23 protein-coding genes are annotated in these 23,887 nt (G+C 70.9%); 16 read left to right on the top strand and 7 right to left on the bottom strand.

Features of this window, described 5'->3' with window-relative positions; translation table 11 throughout:
• Positions 1 to 41 precede the first annotated feature (41 nt).
• Complete coding sequence (locus AAIL17_RS10660) at positions 42 to 2,348, top strand: 3'-5' exonuclease (protein WP_424682819.1); 2,307 nt, start codon at positions 42 to 44, stop codon at positions 2,346 to 2,348.
• Between the two features lie 18 nt (positions 2,349 to 2,366).
• Here AAIL17_RS10660 and AAIL17_RS10655 read toward each other — a convergent pair whose 3' ends face one another.
• The 7 genes from AAIL17_RS10655 to AAIL17_RS10625 form a co-directional block, all read right to left on the bottom strand.
• Positions 2,367 to 3,653, bottom strand: coding sequence for a S8 family serine peptidase (locus AAIL17_RS10655; RefSeq protein WP_424682818.1), 1,287 nt, complete (start codon positions 3,651 to 3,653; stop codon positions 2,367 to 2,369).
• Between the two features lie 11 nt (positions 3,654 to 3,664).
• Positions 3,665 to 4,282 carry an anti-sigma factor family protein gene (locus tag AAIL17_RS10650; RefSeq protein WP_424682817.1) on the bottom strand — a complete coding sequence of 206 codons (618 nt, stop codon included), beginning with the start codon at positions 4,280 to 4,282 and terminating at the stop codon, positions 3,665 to 3,667.
• Positions 4,279 to 4,863 carry an RNA polymerase sigma factor gene (locus AAIL17_RS10645; protein WP_424682816.1) on the bottom strand — a complete coding sequence of 195 codons (585 nt, stop codon included), beginning with the start codon at positions 4,861 to 4,863 and terminating at the stop codon, positions 4,279 to 4,281. Before AAIL17_RS10645 ends, AAIL17_RS10650 begins: the two co-directional genes overlap by 4 nt.
• Positions 4,864 to 4,930: 67 nt before the next feature.
• Positions 4,931 to 5,644, bottom strand: a complete 714-nt coding sequence (locus AAIL17_RS10640; protein WP_424682815.1) for a hypothetical protein — start codon at positions 5,642 to 5,644, stop codon at positions 4,931 to 4,933.
• A 49-nt stretch (positions 5,645 to 5,693) separates the two neighbouring features.
• Positions 5,694 to 6,083: a c-type cytochrome gene (locus AAIL17_RS10635; RefSeq protein WP_424682871.1), complete on the bottom strand. Its 390-nt coding sequence runs from the start codon at positions 6,081 to 6,083 to the stop codon at positions 5,694 to 5,696.
• 40 nt (positions 6,084 to 6,123) lie between these two features.
• Positions 6,124 to 7,461 carry a cytochrome C gene (locus AAIL17_RS10630; RefSeq protein ID WP_424682814.1) on the bottom strand — a complete coding sequence of 446 codons (1,338 nt, stop codon included), beginning with the start codon at positions 7,459 to 7,461 and terminating at the stop codon, positions 6,124 to 6,126.
• A 35-nt stretch (positions 7,462 to 7,496) separates the two neighbouring features.
• Positions 7,497 to 8,108 carry a cytochrome b gene (locus AAIL17_RS10625; RefSeq protein ID WP_424682813.1) on the bottom strand — a complete coding sequence of 204 codons (612 nt, stop codon included), beginning with the start codon at positions 8,106 to 8,108 and terminating at the stop codon, positions 7,497 to 7,499.
• A gap of 367 nt (positions 8,109 to 8,475) precedes the next feature.
• Between AAIL17_RS10625 and AAIL17_RS10620 the strand changes: the two genes are divergently transcribed.
• From AAIL17_RS10620 to AAIL17_RS10550, 15 genes are all read left to right on the top strand, one after another.
• Entirely contained in the window at positions 8,476 to 8,913 is a 438-nt protein-coding gene (locus tag AAIL17_RS10620) for a sugar 3,4-ketoisomerase (RefSeq protein ID WP_424682812.1), read from the top strand.
• The gene (locus tag AAIL17_RS10615; RefSeq protein ID WP_424682811.1) at positions 8,898 to 9,563 is read left to right on the top strand and encodes an acetyltransferase; all 666 of its coding nucleotides are present in this window, start codon (positions 8,898 to 8,900) and stop codon (positions 9,561 to 9,563) included. The genes AAIL17_RS10620 and AAIL17_RS10615 overlap by 16 nt, the downstream gene beginning before the upstream one ends.
• Positions 9,564 to 9,569: 6 nt before the next feature.
• On the top strand, positions 9,570 to 10,523 hold the full coding sequence (locus AAIL17_RS10610; RefSeq protein WP_424682810.1) for a hypothetical protein: 954 nt from the start codon (positions 9,570 to 9,572) through the stop codon (positions 10,521 to 10,523).
• Positions 10,510 to 11,442, top strand: coding sequence for a GNAT family N-acetyltransferase (locus AAIL17_RS10605; RefSeq protein WP_424682809.1), 933 nt, complete (start codon positions 10,510 to 10,512; stop codon positions 11,440 to 11,442). The genes AAIL17_RS10610 and AAIL17_RS10605 overlap by 14 nt, the downstream gene beginning before the upstream one ends.
• A 14-nt stretch (positions 11,443 to 11,456) precedes the next feature.
• Positions 11,457 to 12,569, top strand: coding sequence for a DegT/DnrJ/EryC1/StrS family aminotransferase (locus AAIL17_RS10600; RefSeq protein WP_424682870.1), 1,113 nt, complete (start codon positions 11,457 to 11,459; stop codon positions 12,567 to 12,569).
• Positions 12,566 to 13,816: an O-antigen translocase gene (locus AAIL17_RS10595; protein ID WP_424682808.1), complete on the top strand. Its 1,251-nt coding sequence runs from the start codon at positions 12,566 to 12,568 to the stop codon at positions 13,814 to 13,816. The genes AAIL17_RS10600 and AAIL17_RS10595 overlap by 4 nt, the downstream gene beginning before the upstream one ends.
• The gene (locus AAIL17_RS10590; RefSeq protein ID WP_424682807.1) at positions 13,813 to 14,733 is read left to right on the top strand and encodes a glycosyltransferase; all 921 of its coding nucleotides are present in this window, start codon (positions 13,813 to 13,815) and stop codon (positions 14,731 to 14,733) included. The genes AAIL17_RS10595 and AAIL17_RS10590 overlap by 4 nt, the downstream gene beginning before the upstream one ends.
• Positions 14,730 to 15,863 carry a hypothetical protein gene (locus AAIL17_RS10585; RefSeq protein ID WP_424682806.1) on the top strand — a complete coding sequence of 378 codons (1,134 nt, stop codon included), beginning with the start codon at positions 14,730 to 14,732 and terminating at the stop codon, positions 15,861 to 15,863. Before AAIL17_RS10590 ends, AAIL17_RS10585 begins: the two co-directional genes overlap by 4 nt.
• Before the next feature lie 4 nt (positions 15,864 to 15,867).
• Positions 15,868 to 16,794, top strand: a complete 927-nt coding sequence (locus tag AAIL17_RS10580) for a Wzz/FepE/Etk N-terminal domain-containing protein (protein ID WP_424682805.1) — start codon at positions 15,868 to 15,870, stop codon at positions 16,792 to 16,794.
• A gap of 214 nt (positions 16,795 to 17,008) precedes the next feature.
• Positions 17,009 to 17,812, top strand: a complete 804-nt coding sequence (locus AAIL17_RS10575) for a class I SAM-dependent methyltransferase (RefSeq protein ID WP_424682869.1) — start codon at positions 17,009 to 17,011, stop codon at positions 17,810 to 17,812.
• Positions 17,813 to 17,907: 95 nt separating this feature from the next.
• Positions 17,908 to 19,029 carry an amidohydrolase family protein gene (locus AAIL17_RS10570; protein ID WP_424682868.1) on the top strand — a complete coding sequence of 374 codons (1,122 nt, stop codon included), beginning with the start codon at positions 17,908 to 17,910 and terminating at the stop codon, positions 19,027 to 19,029.
• A complete protein-coding gene (locus AAIL17_RS10565; protein WP_424682804.1) occupies positions 19,029 to 19,742 on the top strand; it encodes a class I SAM-dependent methyltransferase in 714 nt (237 codons plus the stop codon). Before AAIL17_RS10570 ends, AAIL17_RS10565 begins: the two co-directional genes overlap by 1 nt.
• A complete protein-coding gene (locus tag AAIL17_RS10560) occupies positions 19,739 to 21,250 on the top strand; it encodes a B12-binding domain-containing radical SAM protein (protein WP_424682803.1) in 1,512 nt (503 codons plus the stop codon). The genes AAIL17_RS10565 and AAIL17_RS10560 overlap by 4 nt, the downstream gene beginning before the upstream one ends.
• 2 nt (positions 21,251 to 21,252) lie before the next feature.
• Positions 21,253 to 22,419, top strand: coding sequence for a glycosyltransferase family 4 protein (locus AAIL17_RS10555; RefSeq protein WP_424682802.1), 1,167 nt, complete (start codon positions 21,253 to 21,255; stop codon positions 22,417 to 22,419).
• Positions 22,416 to 23,543, top strand: coding sequence for a glycosyltransferase family 4 protein (locus AAIL17_RS10550; protein ID WP_424682801.1), 1,128 nt, complete (start codon positions 22,416 to 22,418; stop codon positions 23,541 to 23,543). The genes AAIL17_RS10555 and AAIL17_RS10550 overlap by 4 nt, the downstream gene beginning before the upstream one ends.
• Positions 23,544 to 23,887 lie beyond the last annotated feature (344 nt).

The raw sequence follows: 23,887 nt of genomic DNA, 5'->3' as shown, positions 1-23,887 counted from the left end.
GTTCGCGCGGCGCGGTCGACATGCACCGGTACAATCGGTGGATGGATGTTTCGTACCTGATCGACTCGCTCAACGACGCGCAGCGCGAAGCCGTCTGCGCCCCGCCCGGCCACTACCTGGTGCTGGCCGGCGCCGGTTCCGGCAAGACCCGCGTACTGACCCACCGCATCGGCTGGCTGACCCAGGTCGAGCGCGTGCCGCCATGGGCGATCCTGGCGGTCACCTTCACCAACAAGGCCGCCGGCGAGATGCGCGCGCGGCTGGACCAGTTGATCCCCGGCGGCACCACCGGCCTCACCGTCGGCACCTTCCACGGCATCGCCCACCGCCTGCTGCGCCGGCACTGGCGCGAAGCCGGGCTGCCGGAAGGCTTCCAGATCCTCGATGCCGACGACCAGCAGCGGCTGGTCAAGCGCGTGGTGGCCGGGCTCGGCCTGGACGAGGCACGCTTCCCGCCGCGCCAGGCGACCTGGCAGATCAACGGCTGGAAGGACGAGGGCAAGCGCCCGGACGCCATCGAGCACGGCAACCACCCGGTCACCCGCACGCTGGTGCAGATCTACAGCGCCTATGAGGACGCCTGCCGCCGCGCCGGCCTGGTCGACTTCGCCGAACTGCTGCTGCGCGCGCACGAGCTGTGGCTGAAGAACCCGGCCGTGCTGGAGCATTACCAGCAGCGCTGGCGCCACCTGCTGATCGACGAGTTCCAGGACACCAACGCACTGCAGTACGCATGGATCCGCGTGCTCGCCGGGAACGTCGGGAAAGTCTTCGCCGTGGGCGACGACGACCAGTCGATCTACGGCTGGCGCGGCGCCAAGGTGGAGAACATGCAGCAGTTCCTGCGCGATTTCCCCGGCGCGCGCACGATCAAGCTGGAGCAGAACTACCGCTCCACCGCCACCATCCTGAAAGCCGCCAACAGCGTGATCGCGCGCAACGGCGGCCGCCTGGGCAAGCAGCTCTGGACCGCCGGCGAGGCGGGCGAGCGCATCGCGCTGTACGCCGCGTACAACGAGCAGGACGAGGCGCGCTTCGTGATCGAGCGTATCCGCGAATACGTCAACGAGCACGGCAGCGCGAAGGACTGCGCGATCCTCTACCGCTCCAACGCGCAGTCGCGCAACTTCGAGGAACAGCTCAGCCAGCGCAACATCAAGTACCGCGTCTACGGCGGCCTGCGCTTCTTCGAGCGCGCCGAGATCAAGGACGCGCTGGCCTACCTGCGGCTGACCGCCAACCGCCACGACGATGCCGCCTTCGAGCGTGCGGTGAACACGCCGCCGCGCGGCATCGGCGACCGCACGCTGGATGTGCTGCGCCGGCGCGCGCGGGCGGAGGGCAGCTCGATGTGGGAGGCGGCGCTGGGCGAGCTGACCGATGGGCGGGAGCTGGCTGGTCGCGCCAAGAACGCGGTGAAGGCGTTCCTTGCGTTGATCGACCAGATGGCGCGTGATTTTGCTCCCTCTCCCCTCCGGGGAGAGGGCTGGGGTGAGGGGCCGCCCGAAGCGGAAACTTCAGGCCAACCCAGCCCCTCACCCAACCCTCTCCCCCATCCTTATTCTCATTCGGGGGAGAGGGCTCAGAATCACGAGAGCCTCACCCTCGCCGAACAGGTCGACCACGCCATCACCCACACCGGCCTGCGCGACCACTACGAGAAGCACAGCCGTGGCAACGGCGAAGCGCGCGTGGAAAACCTCGACGAACTGGTCAACGTCGCCAGCCGCTTCGCCATGACGCCGGAAGACCTCGAGGCGGGCCTCACCGAACTCTCCGCCTTCCTGTCGCACGCCGCGCTCGAGGCGGGCGAGGGCCAGGGCGAAGCCTGGGACGACTGCGTGCAACTGATGACACTGCACTCGGCCAAGGGCCTGGAGTTCCCGCTGGTGTTCCTGGTCGGCATGGAGGAAGGCCTGTTCCCCAGCCAGCGCTCGACCGAGGACGAGAGCCGGCTGGAGGAGGAACGCCGGCTGGCCTACGTGGGCATCACCCGCGCGCGCGAGCGGCTGGTGGTGACCCATGCCGAGTCGCGCCGCATGCACGGCACCGAGATGCTCGCCCGCCCCTCGCGCTTCCTTGCCGAGATGCCCGCCGAGCTGATCGACGAGGTGCGCCCGCGCGTGCAGCTCAGCCGTCCGCTCTACGCCGGCCGCTACGCCGACACCTCCACGCTGGAGGAAAGCCTGCCGGTGAAGCTCGGCCAGCGCGTCAGCCACCCGAGCTTCGGCGAAGGCGTGGTGGTGAGCGCCGAGGGCAGCGGCGCGCACACGCGGCTGCAGGTGAACTTCGCCGGCGCGGGCAGCAAGTGGCTGGTGGCCGCCTACGCCAACCTCACGCCGCTGTAGCCGCCTGCGCAGGAGCCGTCAGCGCGTCGCCAGGGCGAGGCGCTGCAGCCGCGCGACGGCCGCGGCCGCATCGACCTGCAACCCGTCGGCGGTGCGCTTGCTGCTTGCCAGCAGCAGTCGCCGCACCGCGTCCGCACTCAGTCGCGGATCGAGCGTGAGCAGCAACGCGACGATGCCGCTCACGTGGGCGGCGGCCATCGAGGAACCGGAGCTGAAGTCGTAGCCCCCGCCCGGTTCGGTACTGAGAATGTCGTGCCCGGGCGCGCTCAGCACGCCCGCTGGCGCCGGCGTGCCCGCGGTGACGCGGACCACCAGCACGCCCGGCCGGTTGTCTGGGAACCCGCCCAGGCCGCCGCCGGGCGGCATCGCGGCGACCACGATGCGGCCCTGCTCCAGCAACTGCCCGAGCAGTTGCCCCAGCAGCGGATCAGCCGGCCCGCCCAGGCTCAGGTTGACGATGCGCGCGTCGGTGTCGAGGATCGCCGCCAGCGCCTTGGCCAGGGTGAAAGAGTTGCAGCGCGCGCCGCGTGCGTCGGCGCCGGGATACCAGCAGGCCTTGTACACGCTGATCGCCGCGTCGGGCGCGATGCCCACGATGCCCTGATGATTGTTCCCGGTGGCGGCGATGATGCCGGCCACCTCGGTGCCGTGGCGATCGTTGTTGAAGGCCTGCGCGTCATCGTCGACCAGGTTCTGCGTCGCGCGGATGTGTCCCTCCAGTTCCGGGTGAGCCAGGTCGGCGCCGGTGTCGACCACCGCGACCCCGGCGCCTTTCCCCTGGCTGACGCTGTGCGCGAGTGCCGCGTCGGTCTCGACGAAGCCGCGCTGCAGTTCTGCGTAGGGATCGTTGTAGCGCTGCGCGCGCGGCTGTTGGTCTGCATAGGTGGCGTAATCGTGCAGCGGCTCGGCCAGGGCCACGCGCGCGTCCTTGCCCAGCGCCTGCAGCATCGCCTCGCGGCTGGTGCCCGGCGCCGGCCGCAACACGATGCAGTAGAGCTTGAGTGACTTGATCGGCCAGCCAGCCACCTCGCTCCAGCCGTAATGCTGCTGCAGCTCGTCGAGCGTGGCGGCGGCGCGCCGGCCGGCACCGTAATGCGCCGGCGCCGCGTAGCCGAGCAGGCTGGAGCCGGCATGCATGGCCGGCGGTTCGATCGGGTTGGCCACCGCCAGCACGATGTCGCGCGCGCTGTCCATCGACGCCACGTCGGCCTGGACCGCCGCCGGCTGGCGCGTGGCCGGCCGCACCGGCGCGCACGCGGCCAGGCCGAGCGCAAGCACGATCAACAGCAGCGTGGCCGGCTTCATGGCGCCTCGCGTCATGGACGCGCGTCGACGGGCTCGGCCAGGCGGATGCCCTGCGTCGCGCGCAGGCGCTTGACGGTGTCCTGCGCCGAGCCGCGCGTGGCGACCACGGTGTAGGCGCCCACGTCGTTGGGTCCGTCGACCACCTGCAGGCCCAGGCCGCGCAGCAGCGCGTCCCAGTCGGCCAGTTTCATGCCGGCGTCCGGCACCACGTGGATGGCGCCGCGCACGGCCGGCGCCGTGTCCTGGCTCAACGTGCGATAGGCCGGCGCCGGGTTCTCCCACCACAGCTTGGCGCCGAGGATGCCGATGCCGAGCGCCTGCACCAGCACCGCGGCCGCCAGCGCCCGGCTCAGCCATGGGCTGGTCCGCACGGACTGCGGCGGCTCGGCCGGTTCGGGCTGGTCCAGCCGCGCCATCAGCCGGTCCAGGCCGGCGTTCGGATCGAGCCCGACATCCGCCGGCAGCGACAGCGCCAGCCGCAGCCGGCTCTGCTGTTCGAACTCGGCGCGGCAAGCCTCGCACTGCGCCAGGTGCTGCGTCAGCCACTCGTTGTCTTGCGGCGCCGCGGTGCCCTGCAGGACCCAGGGCATGGCCTCCCAGGCACGGGCGCACCTGTTCGGAAAGGTCATGGCACGTTCTCTTGATGCGGAATGGATTCGCCCGCCAGCGCCGGCAGCACGTTGCGCAGCTTCACGCGCGCATAGAACAGCCGTGCCTTCACCGTGCCCACCGGGCATTGCATGATCACCGCGACGTCATCGAGGCTGTGGCCCACGCCATAGACCAGTTCGACCACCACGCGCTGGTCGACCGACAGCCGCTCCAGGCCCTTGGCGAGCCAGTCGCGCAGTTCGCGATCCTCGCCCGGGTCGTGCGCCGAGGCGCGCTCGTCGCGTACCGGGTCGTCTTCGATCGGTTCGTCGCCATGCTGGCGCAGGGCCTTCAGTCCGCAACGGTAGGCGATGCCCATGATCCAGGTCGACACCCGCGAATCGCCGCGGAAGCCGGCGGCCTTCTGCCAGGCGATCCAGAAGCAGTCGTTGATGACTTCCTCGATGACGTCCGGGCGGCGGGTCAGGCGCGAGAGAAAGCGGCACAGCCGGCCGTGGTAGCTGCGATAGAGCACCGCCAGCGCGCCGCGATCGCCCGCGGCCATGCGCTGGAGCAGCATGCGGTCGGTGTCGTCGTCGTGGGTGTCGGCATCGTTCATGGCTGTCGGAAGGCGACCGTTTGCCCGGTAGGTGCGCATTCGGTGGGAAAAGGTTGCTCCAGGCGGGTCAGAAGGACCAGGACACCGAGGCCAGCCAGGGCGACAACCCGCCGGTGCCGCGCCGCGACCGGGGCGCGTCGCGGGTGGCGATACGGTCGAGCTCGACGTGCCAGCGGCCCGCGCTCCATGCCAGTCCCACCTGGCCGTAACGGTAATACTCCGAATACTGCTCCCCGTAGTAGCCGTAGGAGCCGTGCTGGAACCGCGCCACACCCACGCCCGCCAGCAGCGAGAGATGGCTTGAGAGCGGCCAGCGCAGGTTGGCCTCGGCCGCGGGGTTGGTGCGGCCGGCGCGGCTGCCGAGCGGGCGCAGCGCCGCCAGGTTGAGGGTGAACACGTCGCGGTAGATCCAGGCCAGATCCGCCTCGGCCCGCCGGTAAGACCGCGCCCGCCCGCGCCGCGGCGCGTCGTAGTAGAGCAGGCTCGCCTGCATCTGCCAGTTGGCCGACAGCGGCCAGGAATAGGCCGCGTGCAGCATGCCCTCGGCCAGCCGCGGCGAGCGCAGTTCGCTGGCGCCCGCCGCACCCAGCGACCAGCCGCCCGGCGAGTCCCAGCGCAGCGCGGCCTGCAGCACCGGCGTGGTGGCGGTGATGGGCAGGCCGCGATCGACCAGTTGCGAGGTCAGCGCCACCGACCCGCCCAGCGGGGCGGACTGGGCGTGCAGCCGGCCGTGCAGGCAGGCCATGGAGAACAGCACGAAGACGGCGCACGGGACGCGCACGCGCGAACGGGCAGGCCGCGGCAACGGCCCGCCCGAGCCCCGGGAGGCGTCAGTGCAACGTGCCCAGGAAACTGATGAGATCGTCTCGCTGTTCGGCGTCATCCAGACCATCGTATTTCATTCGCGTGCCGGGATTGGCTTGCCTGGCCGGCTGCGACAGATACCACTGCAACTTCTGTGGCGTCCATGTCCAGCCCGCCTGCTTGAGCGCGTCCGTGTAGCGGTAGTCCGGTAGCGATCCGGCATGCCGTCCCACGATGCCGAACAGGCTCGGGCCCTTCTTGTTGCGGCCCTCGCGGAGGCTGTGGCATTCGCTGCATTCGGAACGGAACACGTCCTTGCCGGCGGAGGGGTCGCCGGCAAAGGCCGGCCGCGGGCCGACGATCGGGCCGAGCAGGAGCGCAGCCGCGGCGAGGAGCGGCAGGCGCCGCAGGAACAGCTTGGTCACGTGGAACTCCCGGTCGGTCGCTGCAGTGCCGCTAGAACATCACGCTGGCGGAGACGAAGAAGGCGTCCAGGTCCGACGCATCGGTGGCCGGCGCGCCCGGCGGGGCGCCGAAGATGTTCGAACGGCGGCCGTTGAACCGGGTGAAGCGGAACCAGCTGGCGGCCAGCTTGAGATTGGCGGTGGACGTCCACGAGTCGTCCTTGCCGAACGGCGTCCAGTACAGGCTGAACAGGTTGCTGGTGGTGGCCGGATCGCCCGGCGGACCATAGCGCAGCGGATCGCGCGAACCGGTGCTCATCAGGTGGGCGGCGCTGATGCCGTAGCTCTGCCGGAAGGTGTAGCTGGCGCTGATGACCTGGTCGCGCGCCGTGGCGCGCGATGGTGCGACCCGCCCGGGAACCACCGGCGCGCTGCCGTAGTGCCGTCGCTCCATGATGTTCACGTAGCCCAGCTGCACGATGTGGTCGCGGTTGCCCAGGTACTGCCAGGTGAAGTCGTAGCCCAGGTCGGTGATGTCGTCGGACGGCGCGCTGCGCGGCCGTTGCCGCTGGGTGGTCAGGGCCACCACGCCGGCCGAGAAGAACTGGCGCCCGAGGTCCTTCATCCAGGCCAGTCGCAGGTAGCCCGTGCCGCTGAGCCTGCCCGGGTCGCCCAACGGCGAGTAACCCAGATCGTCCTGCTGCGAGGCGGACAGCGAACGGTAGCTGCCGGCCTCGGCGTACCACTGAGCGTCGTAGAAGCCGTAGACGCCGGCGCCGATCACGCGGTGGGCCAGCGAACCCGGGCTGGAGGGATTGAGCAGCGTGCCGGTCACCCCCGGCGGCGCGAGGTAGGCCGGGGCCGGCAGCGCACCGAGCGGGTCGTCGAAGCCCGGGCTGTTGTTCACGCTCACGCCCAGCACCAGGTCGCGCCCGCGGAGCTTGAGGTCGTGCGCCACGTAGCGCAGGTCGACGTTGCTGAGCTTGGTGGCGTAGCCGCCATCGCCCTGGTGGTCGGCCTCCACCTTCACGAAGCCGCCCACGTGGTCGGTCAGCCTGCCGGCCAGGTACAGGTCCGCCTCGGTGAGGTTGGTGCTGCTGTCGCCACGCACCGGACGGGCGTACTGGGCCAGCACCTGGGCGGCCAGCGGCAGTTTGGTGCCCTCGCCGTTTGTCTCGGTGAAGCCGTTGATCTTGAAGCGCATGCCGTAGGGCGTGAGCGCCGGTCCGTAGGCGGCGGCATGGCAGTCGGCGCAGGCCGATCCGGTCTGCCGCGCGAACGCCGCGGTCGCCTGCACCGAAGTGGCGGCGGCCAGCAGCAACAACGCCAGGATCCAGGCCGGAAGCAGCGGCACTCGCCGCCGTTTCGGTCGATCGGGAAGCAACGACATGGATACTCCTTGGGGTTTCTTGGGACAGGCAGGAATCAGCGCCGCACCGGCCACATGCCGCGGAGCACCGCGTCACGCAGCACGAAGTGGTGCCAGAGGGCGGCGAGCAGGTGCAGCAGGACCAGCGCCAGCAATGCCCAGGCGGCTTCCCGGTGCCACGCCTGCAGTTGGTCGGCCAGGTCGAAGTCCGGCTGCACCAGGCGCGGCAGGGCGAGGCCGAAGAAACGCACCGGCTTGTCCTGCGCGTCGCTGAGCATCCAGCCGAGCAGCGGCAGCACCAGGATCGAGGCGTACAGCCCCGCGTGGGTGAGCGCCGCCGCCGCACGCATCGGCCAGCCCGGACGGGCCGCGTCGGGCAGGCCGCCGGAGCGCAGGCGCGAGGCGACGCGCAGCGCGAACAGCAGCAGCACGCACAGGCCAAGGTGGCGATGAACGTCCAGCAATCCATGGCGCAGCGGGCGGCCGTCGACCTGGGTGCGCGCGAGGATCACCGCCGCGGCGAGCAGCAGGCACAGCACGGTCAGCCAGTGCAGCACCACCAGCGTGCGCGGGCGCGCCGGCACGGCACCGGCGAGGGCGGCATCTTCTACGGTCGGGTCGGTTGGTTCACTGCCGTCGATGCGCGCCCCGTCGTTCACCACTGCCATGTGTCCCCGGCCCCTCCGCGTTTCGGTTACAGGCGGATGAGTGCCGGAGCGCGCGCAAAAGGTTGAGGCCGCCACGCCGCGCGACCTGCTCCCTCTCCCGCGTTACTCATCAAAGATGGGGGGAGGGTTGGGGTGAGGGGTCGCTCTAGCGACACACTCACCTACAACGCATGTGCTGCTTTCAATAAAAAGGCGAGCAACTCACCTTCCCCGCGAGCCCGGCCCCTCACCCAACCCTCTCCCCCGTTACCCATCAAGGATGGGGGAGAGGGCTCATGTGGGCCGCGGCGCCGCCATCCGCCACAACCTTCCGCCAACCACCCGGCACTCAGCCAGGTGAGTCGTCGACGCATCGGTTGGCCCAGGCATGGACATCAAGCGCATCCAGTTGCAGTCGCACGGAGACCACCGGGGCATGCTCATCGCCCTGGAGCCGGAGCGGAACGTGCCGTTCCCGATCCGCCGCGTGTACTACCTGTTCGCCACCCGCCAGAACGTGCACCGCGGACGCCATGCGCACCGCCACCTCAACCAGTTGGCGATCACCGTGCGCGGCTCGGTGAAGTTCCTGCTCGACGACGGCAACGGGCCGACCGAGGTGGTACTCGACGATCCCTCGCAGGGCCTGCTGCTCGGGCGCATGGTCTGGCGCGAGCTGTACGACTTCAGCGACGACTGCGTGCTGATGGTGCTGGCCGACCAGCCCTACGATCCGGACGACTACATCACCGACTACGACCTCTTCCTCAAGGAGGTCCACGCCGAGCTCTACCCGGCGGGGCTGGTGGCATGTCTCGACCGCTAGTCCTCGTCGGCGCCGGCGAGTTCGCGCAGATCGCCTGCGAATACTTCCAGCACGACAGCGACTACGACGTGCTCGCCTTCAGTGTGGAGCGCGAGTACCTCGTGCAGCCGCAACTGGCTGACCGCCCGGTGCTGCCGTGGGAGACGCTGGAACAGCACTACCCGCCCGGCGAGGTGGAGCTGTTCGTGGCGATCCCGGCCAGCCAGCTCAACCGTCTGCGTCGGCGCTTCTACCTGGACGCCAAGCGGCGCGGCTACCGGCTCGCCAGCTACGTCAGTTCGCGCGCCTTCGTCTGGCGCAACGCCGAGATCGGCGAGCACTGCTTCATCTTCGAGAACAACGTGATCCAGCCGTTCGTGCGCGTGGGCGACGACTGCGTGCTGTGGAGCGGCAACCACGTCGGCCACCGCACGGTGATCGAGGACCACGTGTTCGTCTCCTCGCACGCGGTGATCTCCGGCTACTGCCGCATCGGCGAGGGCAGCTTCATCGGCGTCAACGCGACCTTCAACGACGCCGTGAAGGTGGCGCCGTACAACGTGATCGGCGCCGGGTCGCTGGTCACCCGCGACACCGAGCCCGGCCGTGTCTACGTGGGCTCGCCGGCGAAGGCGTTGCCCAACCGCGCCAGCTTCGGCGTGAGGCTGTGAACGGCCATGTTCGCCTGGCACAAGAAAGGCCTGGTGTTCGACACCGCGCGGCGCAGCGTGGGCGCCTGGATGCGCCACTCCGCGCTGACCCCCACGCCGGTGGCGCTGGACGATGAGCGCATCCGCGTCTACGCCGGCTTCCGCGATACCGAAGGCGTCAGCCGCATCGGCTACGTCGACGTGCGCGCGGACGATCCGACCCAGGTGATCCGGGTCAGCCGCGAGCCGGTGCTCGAGGTCGGCCGCGGTGGCTGCTTCGACGACAACGGCATGATCCTGGGTGACGTCGTGCAGGGTCCGGGCGGCCTGCACCTGTTCTACGTCGGCTTCCAGCGCGTGGCGCGCGCGAAGTTCCTGGCCTTCACCGGCCTGGCCGTTTCCGGCGATGGCGGCGAGCACTTCCGCCGCGTGCAGGAGACGCCGATCCTCGACCGCGCACCCGGCCGCAGCACCATCGCCGCGGTGCACTCGGCGCATTACGAGGAGGGCCGCTGGCGGCTCTGGTATGCCGCCGGCGACGACTGGGAAACCATCGGCGGCAAACCTTTCCCGCGCTACCACATCCGCCACGCGGAAACGGCCCGCCTGGACGCGATCCCGCGCGTCGACCAGGCCTGCCTGCTGCCGCGCGGCAGCGAGTACCGCATCGGCCGGCCGCGGGTGTACCGGCTGGACGGCCGCTACGTGATGTACTTCACCCGCGGCAACCGCACCGGCGAATACTTCCCCGGCGTGGCGACCAGCGAGGACGGCCTCGCCTGGGAACGCCACGACGACAGCCTGGGCCTGGCGCTCTCCGAGCGCGGCTGGGACTCGCGCACGATCTGCTATCCGGCGCTGCTGGCCCAGCCCGACCGGCTGCTGATGTTCTACAACGGCAACGACATGGGCGTGGACGGCTTCGGCGTTGCCGAGGCACGCCTGCATGCGCCGGCGGGGGCCGCCCATGCTCACGCTTAGGCCCTACGTGCCGGCCGACGCGGCAGCATGGGACGCGCTGGTGGCGCGCTCGCGCACCGGCAACCTGCTGCACCGGCGCGGCTACATGGACTACCACGCCGACCGCTACACCGACTGCTCGCTGGTGGTCGAGCGCGAGGGCGAAGCAGTGGCGGTCTTCCCGGCCAGTAGCAGCGGCCGCGCAGTGACCAGCCACGGCGGCCTCACCTATGCGGGCCTGCTCTCGACCGCCGCGCTGCGCGCCGAGGCCACGCTGGAGGTGTTCACGCAGATGGCGGCGCACTACCGCGCCGCCGGCATGCGCCGCGTGCTCTACAAGGCCGTGCCGCGGGTCTTCCACAGCTACCCGGCCGAGGAAGACCTGTACGCGCTGCACCGCCTCGGTGCGCGGCTGGTGCGGCGCGACCTCTCCTCGGTGGTCGCGCTGCGCGAGGGCTACCGCTTTTCCGCCGAGCGCCAGCGCGACATCCGCCACGCCCGCCAGGCCGGCGTGCGCGTCGAAACCGGCGGCGACCTGGCCGCCTTCCACGCGCTGCTCACCGAGGTGCTTCAGCGGCACGACGCCACGCCCACGCACAGCCTCGACGAGCTGCGCCTGCTGCAAAGCCGCTTCCCGCAGCAGATCGTGCTGCACACCGCCTACGTGGCCGACACGCTGCAGGCCGGCGCGCTGGTCTACGACTTCGGCCGCACGGTGCACACGCAATACCTGGCCGCGTCCGACGAGGGCCGGCGCCACGATGCGCTGAGCCTGCTGCTGGGCGAACTGGTCGGCAACGTGTACGCGGACCGGCACTACTTCAGCTTCGGCATCTCCACCGAGCAAGAGGGCCGTGTACTCAACGGCGGCCTGGTGACGCAGAAGGAACGGTTCGGCGCTCGCGCCGTCGTGCACGACTTTTACGAGTGGACGCTGTGATGGAGATGCCGCGCGTGGAAGTGCCGTTCCTGAGCCTCGAGGCGGTCAACGCCCGCCATGCGGACGAGCTCAAGGCCGCGGCGGCGCGGGTGATCGACTCGGGCTGGTACGTGCTGGGCGAGGAAGTGGCCGCGTTCGAGGCCGAGTTCGCCGCCTGGTGTGGCGTGCGCCATGCGATCGGCGTGGGCAACGGGCTCGATGCGCTGGCGCTGCTGCTGCGCGGCTACCTGGAGCTGGGCCGGCTGGCCGAGGGCGACGAGGTGATCCTGCCCGGCAACACCTTCATCGCCAGCTTCCTGGCGATCAGCGCGAACCGGTTGGTGCCGGTGCCGGTGGAACCGGACCCGGCCAGCTTCAACCTCGACCCGGCGCACGTGGAAGCGGCGATCGGGCCGCGCACGCGCGCGATCATGGCCGTGCATTTGTACGGCCAGCTCGCCGACATGCCGTCACTGCACGCGCTGGCCGAGCGGCACGGCCTGCTGCTGGTCGAGGACGCCGCGCAGGCACACGGTGCCGCATGGAACGACCGGCGCGCCGGCGCCTTCGGCGACGCCGCCGGCTTCAGCTTCTTCCCGGCCAAGAACCTCGGCGCGCTCGGCGACGCGGGCGCGGTGACCACCGACGACGACGCGCTGGCGCAGTGCGTGCGGGCGCTGCGCAACTACGGCTCGGAGGTGAAGTACCAGCACCGCCTGCGCGGCACCAACTCGCGCCTGGACGAGCTGCAGGCCGCGCTGCTGCGGGTCAAGCTCAGGTACGTCGACGAGGACACCCGCCTGCGCCGCCGCGTGGCGACGCGCTACCTGGACGGCATCCGCCATCCGCAGATCGTCCTGCCCTCCGTGGGGCGCGAGGAGGCGCACGCCTGGCACCTGTTCGTGCTGCGCTGCCGCCATCGCGACGCGCTGCAGCGCCACCTGCTCGCCTGCGGCATCCAGACCCAGGTGCATTACCCGGTGCCGCCGCACCGCCAGCCGGCCTACGCGGGATTGCTCGACGTGCACCTGCCGCTGACCGAACGGCTGCACGAGGAAGTGCTCAGCCTGCCGCTCTCCCCGACCCTCGCCGACGCCGACGTCGGGCGCGTGATCGCCGCGGTCAACGCATTCCGGAGTCCGGCATGAACATCGCGCGCGCCAGCCTCTATTCCACCGCCGCCACCGCGGCGCGGCTGGTCGCGGCGCTGGTGGTGGTCAAGCTGGTCGCCTCGTTCGCCGGGCCCGCAGGCATCGGCAAGCTCGGCCAGTTCATGAGCCTGATGTCGCTGCTGGCGGTGCTCGCCGGCGGCGGCATCAGCGCGGGCCTGGTGAAGTACGTGGCCGAGTACCGCGAGGATCCGGCCAAGCTCTCGCGCCTGCTCGCCTCGGCGCTGTGGTACGCGCTGTGCGCCTCCTGCCTGATCGGCTGCCTGGCGCTGCTGTGCAGCCGGCCGCTGGCGCTGTGGCTGCTCGACGACGCGCGTTACCAGGGCCTGATCCGCACGCTGGCCGTGGCGCAGCTGGGCATCGCGCTGGTCAATTACCTGCTGGCCGTGATCAACGGCTTCATGGACGTGCAGCGGCTGGCGCTAGTGCAGGTGCTGGGCTCGGCGGTCAGCATCACCGCCGCTCTGCTGCTGTCGGCGTGGCTGCACCTGTACGGTGCGCTGCTGGCGCTGGTGCTGGGCCAGGTGCTGTGGCTGGCGATCGGGCTGCCGGCGTTCCGGCGCAGCCCGTACTTCCAGCCCGGCATGTGGCGGGCGCGCTTCGACCGCGAGATGACCGCGCGGCTGGCGACCTTCTCGATCATGACGCTGAGTTCGGCGGTGCTCTCGCCGCTGGTCAACATCGCGGTGCGCTCGCACCTGGCCGCGCAGTTCGGCTGGGAGGAAACCGGCTACTGGCAGGCGGTGACGCGCGTGTCGGACGCCTACCTGCTGTTCCTCACCGCGGCGATCAACATCTACTACCTGCCCAAGCTCGCCGCCACGCACGAGCGTGACGCGCTGGCGCACGAGTTGCTGCAGGGCTGGCGCTTCCTGATGCCGGTGGTCGTCGTGCTGGCCGCCGCCATCTGGCTGGCGCGCGGCTGGATCACCCGCTTCCTGTTCACCAGCGACTTCGCGCTGGCCAATGCGCTGTACGGGCCGCAGCTGGTCGGCGACGTCATCAAGATCGCCTCGTTCGTGCCCTCCTACGTGATGCTGGCCAAGGCGATGACGCGGCTGTTCGTCGTTTCCGAATGCGTGTTCGCGGTGTCCTACCTGGTGCTGGTGTACCTGTTCACCGCGCGCTTCGGGCTGGTCGGCGCGGTCTACGCCTTCACCGCCAACTACGCGCTGTACCTGGGTTTCACCCTGGTGGTGGCGCACCGCTACCTGGAGCGGCTGTGAACGCGCCGCTGGTCTCGATCCTGATCCCCGCGTTCAACCACGAGCGCTTCGTGCAGCGCTGCCTGGACAGCGTGCTGGAAGACCCGTGGCCGGCCAAGGAACTGGTGATCATCGACGACGGCTCGACCGATGCCACCGGCGAGCGCATCGCCGCCTGGGTGACCGCCCACCGCGAGCGGATCCCCGTGCGCTTCCTGCAGCGCGCGAACAGGGGCGTGGCCGCCACCCTCAACGAACTGGCCGCGATGGCGCAGGGCGAGTTCCTGCGCCTGGGCGCCAGCGACGACTACTTCCTGCCGGGCGGCCTGGAGGCGCAGGTGCGTTATCTGCAGGCGCATCCGGACAAGCAGGCAGTGGTCGGCGACTCGATCGTGGTCGACCCGCACGACCGCCTGCTGCACGACAGCGGCATGTGCGGCCTGCACCGCGCCGACAAGCGGCTCTACCGCACCGACGAGGGCATCCGCCGCGCGGTGATCGGACGCTGGGCAGTCGGCGGCGCGGTGGCTCTGCTGCGGCGCGAGGCGCTGGCGCAACTGGGCGGCTGGACCGAAGGGCTGCGCATCGACGACTGGGACTTCTTCCTGCGCCTGGCCGCACGCGACGCGCTGGGTTTCGTCGACGTGCGCGTGTGCGCCTACCGCATGCACGCGGCCAATCTCAGCAAGACCCGGCACGTGGCCACGCGCGTGATGCACCTGGACGAATCGCGCCGCGTGGCGTTACGGCGTACGGCGCTGTTCGAGGGCGCCGACCGCACCCTGCTCGAGGCGCAGGTGCACTACATCGGCGCCAAGATCGCCTTCTTGCGTCGGCGGCCCTTCGCGCTCGCGGCGCACATGGCCGCCTACCTCGCCCTGGCCGCGTTCGCGCGCACCGGCCTGCCCGCACCCACCACCTTCGCGAGGCACACATGAGGCTGCTGCGCCTTCCTTCGCTCTGGCTCGCACCGCCGCTGCTGTTCGCCTGCGCGGTGACCTGGCTCACCTACGACCTGCCGGACGGCTATGGCGAGGGCATCGCACTGCTGGTCGGCTGCGCCGGCGCGGTGCTGCTGCTCGACCTGGTAGCCGGCAACCGGCTGCCGCCGCTGGATCGCTTTCGCCTGCGCAGCTACGCCGGCACGCGCGAGGCGTTCGTGGCGCTCGCTTTCGCCCTCGCGGTGCTGGCGTTCTGCCTGCTGGACCTGGCGCTGTTCCCGGTCGCGCTGGTGGACGATCCCCGCGCCTATGCCACGATGGAAGGCGGGCGCGAGCACATCCGGCACATCTCGGACATGTGCTGGGTGCTGCCGCCAGTCGGCCTGCTGTGCGCGCGCAGCCGCGGGCTGCGCTGGTCGCTGGTGATCGCGGGGCTGGTGTTCCCGGTGCTGGTGATCGACCGCAACCGGCTGCTCAACGGCCTGTTCGCGCTGGCGCTGGTGATCGTGCTGCGCCGCGATGCGCGGGCGCCGCTGCCGTGGAAGCGGATCGTGCTGATCGCGCTGGCCGGCGCCAGCGTGTTTTCCGTGCTGGGCATGCTGCGTTCCGGTCCGCTGGAGGGGCTGACGCTGCCCTTCGGCGGCCTCTACCGCGATGCGCCGCAGGGCATCAAGTGGCTGCTGCTCTACGTCAGCGCGGGGCCGTACAACTTCGCCTCGATCGAGGCCAAGCACTACGTCGACGCCAGCTTCCTGATCCACCAGGTGGTGCCGCTGAGCGGTTCGGTCGCCACCGCTGGCACCGGCATCCCGCTCGATTCGCCGACGGTCAACGTCGGCACCGAATTCTTTCCCTTCCTGATGGCCTGGGGCCCGGCCGGCGCCGCGGCGGCGGTGTTCGCGCTGTACCTCTGGCTGCACTGGAGCGTGCGCCGGCTGTGGCCGAACGTGCCGCTGTTCGGCTTGCTGATCTTTCTGCGCATGGCCTACGTCTGCCTGATGGCGCCCTTCGCGCCGCAGGCCTTCATCTGGACCAACGTCGACTTCATCGCGCTGTGCCTGCTGATGCAGCTCTTCGCCGCGTGGCTGCCCGCCCGCGTGCCCGCGCTTTCCACCACCCCGACCTGAGTGCATGCCCATGGAACACGACGAGATCTACCTGATCGACCTGTGGCGAATCCTGCGCCGCGAATGGCGCTGGTTCGTCGCCGTGCTGGCGGTGGTGCTGGGCGCGGCGATCTTCTTCGCGCAGGCGGCGCATCCGCGCTGGGAGGCGGTGGCGTGGATCCGGCCCGGGCAGCTGGCGCCGGTGCCAACGGGACTGGATCCGCGCGTGGAGCCCTTCCAGCGCGTGGTCGAACGCATGCAGACGGTCGAGTTCCAGCAGGGCGTACTGCACGACCTCGGCATCTCGCCGCGTTCGCGCGAAGGGCACCTGTACCGCGGCAGCTTCGACCTCGACCCCTCGCCCTATGCCGGATTGATCAAGCTCACCGTGCGCGGGTATTCGCCGCAGCAGGCGCAGCGCTTCGTACAGGCCACGTTCGACCACCTGCACCGGCTGCACGCGGGGCTGATGGCCGAACCGCTGGACCTGGCCGAAGCCCGCCTGCACCGGGCCCAGGCGCAACTGGGCGATGCCACCGCCGAGCGCGACCGCCTGCGCCAGGCGATCGCACCAGCGCAGGGCGGAGCCGTGCCGAACCGGCAGGACCTGCTGCTCGCCAGCATGGTGCTGAGCAACAGCAACCAGGAGGTACGCGAGCTGCAGCAGACGGTCGGCGAACTGAAGGCGCTGCTCACCGCGAGCTACTCCTACGAAACCACCCTGGCCTGGCCGGTCTACGTGCCCGACCACGCGGTCTACCCCAACCGCCTGCTGATCTGGGGCGCCGGCCTGGTGCTCGGGTTCGGGCTCGGGCTCGTCGCGGCGGTCGCGCGCAACGCCTACCGGCGTGCCGCGGCGGGGGCGTGGACCGCAGCACCGGCGACGCCAGTGCTGCGTGCCGATGTCCGGGACGAGCGGGGTTCGGGCGAACACGCGCCGGCACCGCGCTAGCGGAAGGCGCAACGCGTGTCGCGCCGGGCGCGAGGTCCGGCGCGACATGCAACCCCGGGTTCAACCGCGCCGCGTACACCACGCACTCACGGTCGAGCTACGGAACGCCATCGGCTTCCACCCATGGCGACGCGAGGACAGCATGACCCGGCCACACCCACTCGATCCGACCGACGGCACCGCGACCGCCACCCGCCGCGTACCGCAGCCGACACTGAGCGAAGCGCAACTGCTCGACACCCAGCGCGCCTTCGACAGCGTGGCAGTCGACTACGACGGCCCGCGCGGCAACAACGAGCTGATCCAGCGCATGCGCGTGCAGCTATGGGACACGGTGCAGCGCGAACTCCCCATCGGCTCGCGCCTGCTCGACCTCGGCTGCGGCACCGGCCTGGACGCGGTCGAATTCGCGCGCCGCGGCTACGGCGTGCTGGCCACCGACTGGTCGCCGCAGATGGTCGAGCGCACCCGTGCCCGCGCCGCCTTCAGCGGCCTGGCCAGCCAGGTCGCCACCGCCCACTTGGGCGTGCAGCAGCTCGACCGCCTGAGCGGCGAGTTCGACGGCATCTATTCCAACTTCGGCCCGCTCAACTGCGCGCCCGACCTGCGTGCGGTGGCCGACGAATGCGCCCGCCTGCTGCGCCCCGGCGGCAAGCTGCTGTTCTCGGTGATCGGCCGGCTGTGCCCGTGGGAACTGGCGCACTACGCGGTGCGCGGGCGCTTCCGCCGCGCCGCGGTGCGCTGGGCGCGCAAGCCGATGGCGGTGGGCATGAACCGCCACACGATCTGGACGCGCTACTACCTGCCGCGCGAGTTCCATCGCGCCTTCGCCGCGCACTTCACGCTGTCCTCCCGCCGCGCGCTGAGCCTGTTCCTGCCGCCGCCCTACCTGGTCGAGTTCTACCACCGCCACCCGCGCGGGTGCGCATGGCTCGGCCGCGTCGACGACCGCCTCGGCCACTGGCCGCTGCTGCGTGACATGGGCGATCACTTCCTGATCGTGATGCAACGGCGCTGACGATGGACGCGCGCCGCGACACGCTGCTGCTCGCCGCCGGCTGGTGGACCGGCAGCGGCTTCGCGCGCGGCACGCTGGCGATCCACGACGAGCGCATGGCAGCAGCCGCCTGGTCGCCCGCACTGCGCATCGACCTGCGCGACCACCTGGTCTTCCCTGGCCTGATCAACGCGCACGACCACTTGCACGTCAACGCCGTGCCGCCGCTGCGCACGGGCGCGCCGTTCCCGAACAGCTACGCCTGGATCGAGGCCTTCCGCGCGCACTTCGCCGAGCCGGCGGTGATCGCCGCGCTGGCGCTGCCCAAGGCCTTGCGCCTGCGCCACGGCGCGCTGAAGAACCTGCTCGCCGGCAGCACCTGCGTAGTGCATCACGATCCGTGGCACGCCGCGCTCGACGCGCCGGACTTCCCGGTCGCCCTGTTGCGCGACTTCGGCTGGAGCTATGCGCTCGCCGGCCCCGGTTACGGCCCGCCGGTGTGCGCGAGCTTCCTCGCCACGCCGCACCATCGGCCATGGATGATCCACCTGGCCGAAGGCACCGATGCCACCGCCCGCGCCGAACTGGCCGAACTGGACCGGCTCGGCTGCCTGGCCGCCAACAGCGTGCTGGTGCACGGCGTGGGCCTGGGCGCCCGCGACATCGAGCGCGTCATCGCCGCCGGCGCCGCGGTGGCGTGGTGCCCGGGCAGCAACCGCACGCTGCTCGGCCGCACGCTCGATCCGCGCCGGCTGTGCGAGGCCGGGAGGCTGCTGCTGGGCAGCGATTCGCGCCTGAGCGGCGAACGCGACCTGCTGGAGGAGTTGCGCCTCGCGCTCGACCGCTACGGCCTCACCCCCGCGCAACTGCTCGGCCTGGTCACGCGCGACGCCGCACGCATTCTCGGCCTGCCCGGTTGCGGCCGCCTGTCGCCGGGCGCGCACGCGGACCTGCTGGTCGTGGAGGACCGCGGTGGCGATCCGGTGCGCAGTCTGCTCGGGATCGACCGCAGCGACATCCGCGCGGTGGTACGCGACGGCCGGCCGCGGATCGCCGATCCGGAGTTCGCGCACTGGTTCGCCGCGCTGGACATCGACACCGTGTCGGTCACGCTGGACGGCCGCCCCAAACTGATCGACCGCCGGCTGGCCGACGCGCCGCTGCTGGAACTCGAACCGGGCCTGGCCACCGACGCCATGGCCGGCGCACTGTTCCTCGCCGCCGCGGGAGCGCACTGATGTCGCGGCCGCCCGTGCTCGATCCGCTCACCGCCTACGCGCTGTGGGCACCGGAGTACCCCGCGCACGCACACAACCCGGTGATGCAGGCCGAGGAGCGCGCGATGCTCGAATTGATGCCCGCCGACCTGCAAGGCATGGCCGTGCTCGACGCCGGCTGTGGCAGCGGGCGCTACATGCGCCACGCGCTGCATCGGGGCGCCGCCCGCGTGGCCGGCGTCGACCTCTCCCCGGCGATGCTGCGCCGCGCCGCCGCTGCGCCCTGTGCGGGCAACACGTTGCAGGTCGCCCAGGCCCGCCTCACCGCGCTGCCGCTGCCCGACGCGTTCGCCGACCTCACCGTCTGCGGCCTGGTTATCGGCCACCTCGAAGCGCTCGGCCCGGCGCTCGCGGAACTGCGCCGCGTGACCCGCCCCGGCGGCGCGCTGCTGGTCAGCGACATCCACCCGATCGGTCCCGCGCTCGGCTGGCTGCGCGACTTCAAGGCCGGCGGCCAGCGCTACGCCGTGCGCCACACGCAGCACCTGTACAGCCACTGGCACGCCGCCTGCGCGGCGCTCGACCTGGCCATCGAGGAGGTGCGCGAACCGATGCTCGATCCCACCCGCATCCCCGACGGCGCGCACTTCGACCCCGTCGCGCTCGAGGTGCCGGTGGCGCTGGTGTTCCGTCTGCGCCGCCGTCCCCTGCCCTCCACGGTAGACGCGCCATGACCCGCCCGCCCCGCACGCTGCTGATCAACCCGACCATCGCCTCGCGCCACAGCGCGCGTTTCCCGCTGCCGCTGCTCAACCTGGCCGCCGCGCTCGACCATCACGGCGAAAGCCGCATCCTGGACGGCAACATCGAGCGCGACACCGTGCCCGAGGTGCTGCGCGCGCTGGACCACGAATCCTTCGACGCGGTCGGCATGACCGTGATGGGCGGCCCGCACGTGCCCGAGGCGATCAAGCTCTCCAAGGCGATCCGCGAACATTCGCCGGACCTGCCGATCGTGTGGGGCAGCTACTTCCCCACGCTGTTCACCGATGCCGCGCTGAACGCGCCCTACGTCGACTACGCCGTGCGCGGCCAGGGCGAGGAGACCCTGGTCGAGCTGGTCTCCGCGCTGACCGGCCAGGGGCCGCCGCTGGGCGCGATCGCCGGGCTGTCGTGGAAGGACAACGGGCGCATCGTGCACAACCCGGCACGGCGCTTCTCGCGCGGCAACCCGCCGCCGCTGCTGCCGTACGAAAAGCTCGGCGATCCGCGCAAGTACCTCGCGCGCACCTTCCTCGGCCAGCGCACCGTGGCACACCAGGCCGCACTCGGCTGCCGCTACCACTGCACCTTCTGCGGCGTGGCGGCGATGTTCGGCGGCGCCACCGCACTGCCTACCGCGGCGCGGCTGGAGCGCGAGCTCGGCTACCTGAAGCACGAGCTCGGCGCCGATTCGGTGCAGTTCTTCGACCACAACTTCTTCGACCGCGAGGCGGAGATGGTGCCGCTGCTGGAAGTGCTGGCGCGGCTGGAACTGCCCTGGTGGTGCTTCGCGCGCGCCGATGCGCTGATCAACCTGTCCGAGGCGAGCTGGAAGCTGGTGCGCAAGAGCCGCCTGCGCATGGCCTACATCGGCGCCGAGTCGCCCGACGGACAGATGCTCAAGGAAATCCGCAAGGGCACGCGCCCCGACCAGACGCTGCAGGTGGCGGAGGTGTGCCGGCGCCACGGCGTGATCCCGGAGTTCTCCTTCATGGTCGCGCCGCCCACGCATACCGAGGATGAAACCGAGCAGACCTTCGAGTTCATCCGCCAGTTGAAGCGGGTCAATCCCGCCTGCGAGATCGTCATCTACATCTACACGCCGCTGCCGGAAAGCTCGATGCACGAGAAGGACCGCGGCCGCCACCGCGCGACGCCCTTGTTCGACTTGCGCGGCAAGCCGGTGGTGTTCCCTTCCTCGCCCGACGAATGGGCGCAGCCGCAATGGGTGAACTACGCCTGCCATGCGGACGCGCCGTGGCTGGACGAGCGTCTGCGCCGGCGCATCGACGACTTCGTGACCGTATTGCGCTGCCGCTACCCCACCGTGCAGGACATGCGCGCGCCGCACTGGGCCAAGCGTGGCTTGAGCGCGATGGCCGCCTGGCGCTACCGCATCGGCCACTACGACCGCCCGTGGGAACTGCGCCTGGCCAACCGCTTCGTGCAACTGCGCCTGCCGCAGGTGCAGGGACTCTAGCGATGTCGCCGCACGTGGCGCAGGTGAGCTTCCTGCCCGCGCCGGCCGGGCTGACCGGCGCACAGGTGCTCGAGCGCTGGCCCTCACTGGCCGACATCGCCGAGGCAGCGGCCAGCGCCGGCACGCGCATCTCGGTGGTGCAGGCCGCCGCGCACGTGGAGCGGCTGAGCCGCAACGGCGTCGACTATCACTTCGTCGACGTGCGCGGCATGCGCCGCCGCGAGCATGGCCAGCGCATCGGCGACGTGCTCGGCATGCTCGGCGTGGAGCTGGCGCACGTGCACGGCCTGGGCTTTCCCGAGGAATCGTTCGCCCTGTCGCAACGTTTGCCGCATCTGCCCCTGCTGTTCCAGGACCACGCCGACCGGCCACCGCGGCGATGGTGGCGCCGCTGGCAATGGCGGCACCGCTACCGCGGGCTCCATGCCGTTTCCTTCACCGCGCCGGAACTGGCCTGGCCCTTCGCCGCGAGCGGCGTGCTGCGGCCGTCCACGCGGCTGTTCGCCATTCCCGAATCCAGCAGCCGCTTCCGGCCGGGCGACCACGCGCAGGCACGCATGGAGACCGGCCTGCACGGCCACCCGGCGGTGCTGTGGGTGGGCCACCTGCAGGAGGGCAAGGATCCACTCACCGCGCTCGACGGTGTGGCGCTGGCGGCGCAACGGCTGCCGGGCCTGCAACTGTGGTGCGCCTTCGGCCGTGCGCCGCTGCTGGCGAAGCTGCGCACGCGCATCGAGCGCGACCCGTGGCTCGCCGGCCGCGTGCACCTGCTCGGCCAGGTGCCGCACGCGGGCGTCGAGACGCTGATGCAGGCGGCCGACCTGTTCGTCTCCGCGAGCCGAGCGGAGAGCTGCGGCTTTGCCGCGCTCGAGGCGATGGCCTGCGGCACCGTGCCGGTGCTCACCGACATCCCGTCCTTCCGCGCACTGACCGGCGATGCGCGCGTCGGCCGGCTGTGGCCGTGCGGCGACGCCCGCGCGCTGGCCGACGCGCTGGTCGCCGCCACGCTGGAACAGATGCCGGCCGAACAGGTGCGCGGGCACTTCGACGCCACGCTGTCGTTCGCCGCGGTGGGCCGGCGCTGGCGCGAGGCCTACCTGCAACTGCTGCAGGGCCGCCGCGATGCCTACACGCAGGCAATCGCCAGCCGGCCCGGGAGCCTGGCGTGAAACTCGCCCTCGTCGTGCCCGGCGGCGTCGACCGCGGCGGCGAACGCCGCGTCATTCCCGCGCTGCTGCATTTCATCGCGCGGCTGGCGCAGGCGCACGAGGTGCACGTCTTCGCGCTGCGCCAGGAAGCGAAGCCCGCACGCTGGCCGCTGGCCGGCGCCACCATCCACAACGTCGGCGAAGGCTGGACGCGCTGGCGCGCGATCCGCGCCATCGCCGCCGAACACCGCCGCGCGCCGTTCGACCGCATCCACGCGATCTTCTCCGGCCCCTGCGGCCAGGTCGCCGTCGCCGCAGGGCTGTGGCTGCACTGCCCGACCCTGGTGCACATCGCCGGCGGCGAGCTCGTCGCGCTGCGCGACATCCGCTACGGCGGACGCCAGAACTGGCGTGGCCGCCTGTGCGAAGCACTGGTGCTGCGTTGTGCCGATCAGGTCACCGCCGCCAGCGCACCGATCATCGACATCCTGCACCGGCTCGGCATCGACGCCCAGCGCGTACCGCTCGGCGTCGACCTCGCCGCGTGGCCGCCGCAATCTCCGCGCCGTCGCCCTGCAGGGCCGGCCCGCCTGATCCACGTCGCCAGCCTCAACCGCGTCAAGGACCAGCACACCCTGCTGCACGCCCTCGCCGCGCTGAAGGGGCGAGGCATCGAGTTCACGATGGACGTCGTCGGCGTCGATACCCTCGCCGGCCAGATCCAGCGCCTCGCCACCACGCTCGGACTGGCTTCCCACGTCCGCTTCCTGGGCTTCCGCACCCAGCGCGAACTGCGCCCGCTGATGTGCGCCGCACACCTGCTGGTGATGTCCTCCCGCCACGAAGCCGGCCCCCTGGTGCTGCTGGAGGCTGCCGTCGCCGGCATCCCCACCGTCGGCACCGCCGTCGGCCACCTCGCCGAGTGGTCGCCAGCCGCGGCTCTCACCGCGCCGCCGGGCGACTGGATTGCGCTGGCCGACGCCATCGAACACGTCCTCGCTGACGAAGACCTGCGCCTGCAACTGGCCTGGTCCGCCCAACGCCGCGCCATGCGCGAAGATGCCGACCACACCGCCCGCGCGTTCGAGGCCCTTTACCTCTCGGTGCGAGACGCGCCAGCGTTGCCGGTCAGGCTGCGGCGCTAGACCTGCCGAGGGAGTGCGGCCATACCGACACGATGCGCTCGCGTCGCATCTTTGCGCGAGTGATCTCGGTCCCGGAAAAAGATCGCCCGATTAGGCTGCGGGATTAGGCTGCACGCACGGGTGCAAGCTGTTGTTTAGAGCGGGCACAAGGCTCCCGGCAAGCAAGGGCCGCCTAGATGGACTGCCGGATTAGACTCCATAATGAAACCTACTTTGAGTTAGGCCCTTGCTGGGCTGTTCTCTCGCAGCGTGTGCTTCGGTCAAGCCTTCGCCAGCGTGCAGCCCTCCGCACTTGGTCAATGCCCTTGCAGCGCTGCGGCAAGCCATGGGCATCCAAAGCTGCT

Origin of the sequence: Frateuria sp. YIM B11624, from assembly GCF_049727805.1 — a bacterium.
Classification (GTDB): Bacteria; Pseudomonadota; Gammaproteobacteria; order Xanthomonadales; family Rhodanobacteraceae; genus Frateuria_A.
Note: the sequence above shows the minus strand (reverse complement) of the source record. Positions and strands in the feature narration are given on the sequence as shown.

Coding starts and splice junctions, on each gene's coding strand:
- AAIL17_RS10660 (WP_424682819.1), top strand. CDS start 42: ATGGATGTTTCGTACCTGATCGACTCGCTCAACGACGCGCAGCGCGAA.
- AAIL17_RS10655 (WP_424682818.1), bottom strand. CDS start 3,653: ATGAAGCCGGCCACGCTGCTGTTGATCGTGCTTGCGCTCGGCCTGGCC.
- AAIL17_RS10650 (WP_424682817.1), bottom strand. CDS start 4,282: ATGACCTTTCCGAACAGGTGCGCCCGTGCCTGGGAGGCCATGCCCTGG.
- AAIL17_RS10645 (WP_424682816.1), bottom strand. CDS start 4,863: ATGAACGATGCCGACACCCACGACGACGACACCGACCGCATGCTGCTC.
- AAIL17_RS10630 (WP_424682814.1), bottom strand. CDS start 7,461: ATGTCGTTGCTTCCCGATCGACCGAAACGGCGGCGAGTGCCGCTGCTT.
- AAIL17_RS10625 (WP_424682813.1), bottom strand. CDS start 8,108: ATGGCAGTGGTGAACGACGGGGCGCGCATCGACGGCAGTGAACCAACC.
- AAIL17_RS10620 (WP_424682812.1), top strand. CDS start 8,476: ATGGACATCAAGCGCATCCAGTTGCAGTCGCACGGAGACCACCGGGGC.
- AAIL17_RS10615 (WP_424682811.1), top strand. CDS start 8,898: ATGTCTCGACCGCTAGTCCTCGTCGGCGCCGGCGAGTTCGCGCAGATC.
- AAIL17_RS10610 (WP_424682810.1), top strand. CDS start 9,570: ATGTTCGCCTGGCACAAGAAAGGCCTGGTGTTCGACACCGCGCGGCGC.
- AAIL17_RS10605 (WP_424682809.1), top strand. CDS start 10,510: ATGCTCACGCTTAGGCCCTACGTGCCGGCCGACGCGGCAGCATGGGAC.
- AAIL17_RS10595 (WP_424682808.1), top strand. CDS start 12,566: ATGAACATCGCGCGCGCCAGCCTCTATTCCACCGCCGCCACCGCGGCG.
- AAIL17_RS10585 (WP_424682806.1), top strand. CDS start 14,730: ATGAGGCTGCTGCGCCTTCCTTCGCTCTGGCTCGCACCGCCGCTGCTG.
- AAIL17_RS10580 (WP_424682805.1), top strand. CDS start 15,868: ATGCCCATGGAACACGACGAGATCTACCTGATCGACCTGTGGCGAATC.
- AAIL17_RS10570 (WP_424682868.1), top strand. CDS start 17,908: ATGGCAGCAGCCGCCTGGTCGCCCGCACTGCGCATCGACCTGCGCGAC.
- AAIL17_RS10565 (WP_424682804.1), top strand. CDS start 19,029: ATGTCGCGGCCGCCCGTGCTCGATCCGCTCACCGCCTACGCGCTGTGG.
- AAIL17_RS10560 (WP_424682803.1), top strand. CDS start 19,739: ATGACCCGCCCGCCCCGCACGCTGCTGATCAACCCGACCATCGCCTCG.
- AAIL17_RS10555 (WP_424682802.1), top strand. CDS start 21,253: ATGTCGCCGCACGTGGCGCAGGTGAGCTTCCTGCCCGCGCCGGCCGGG.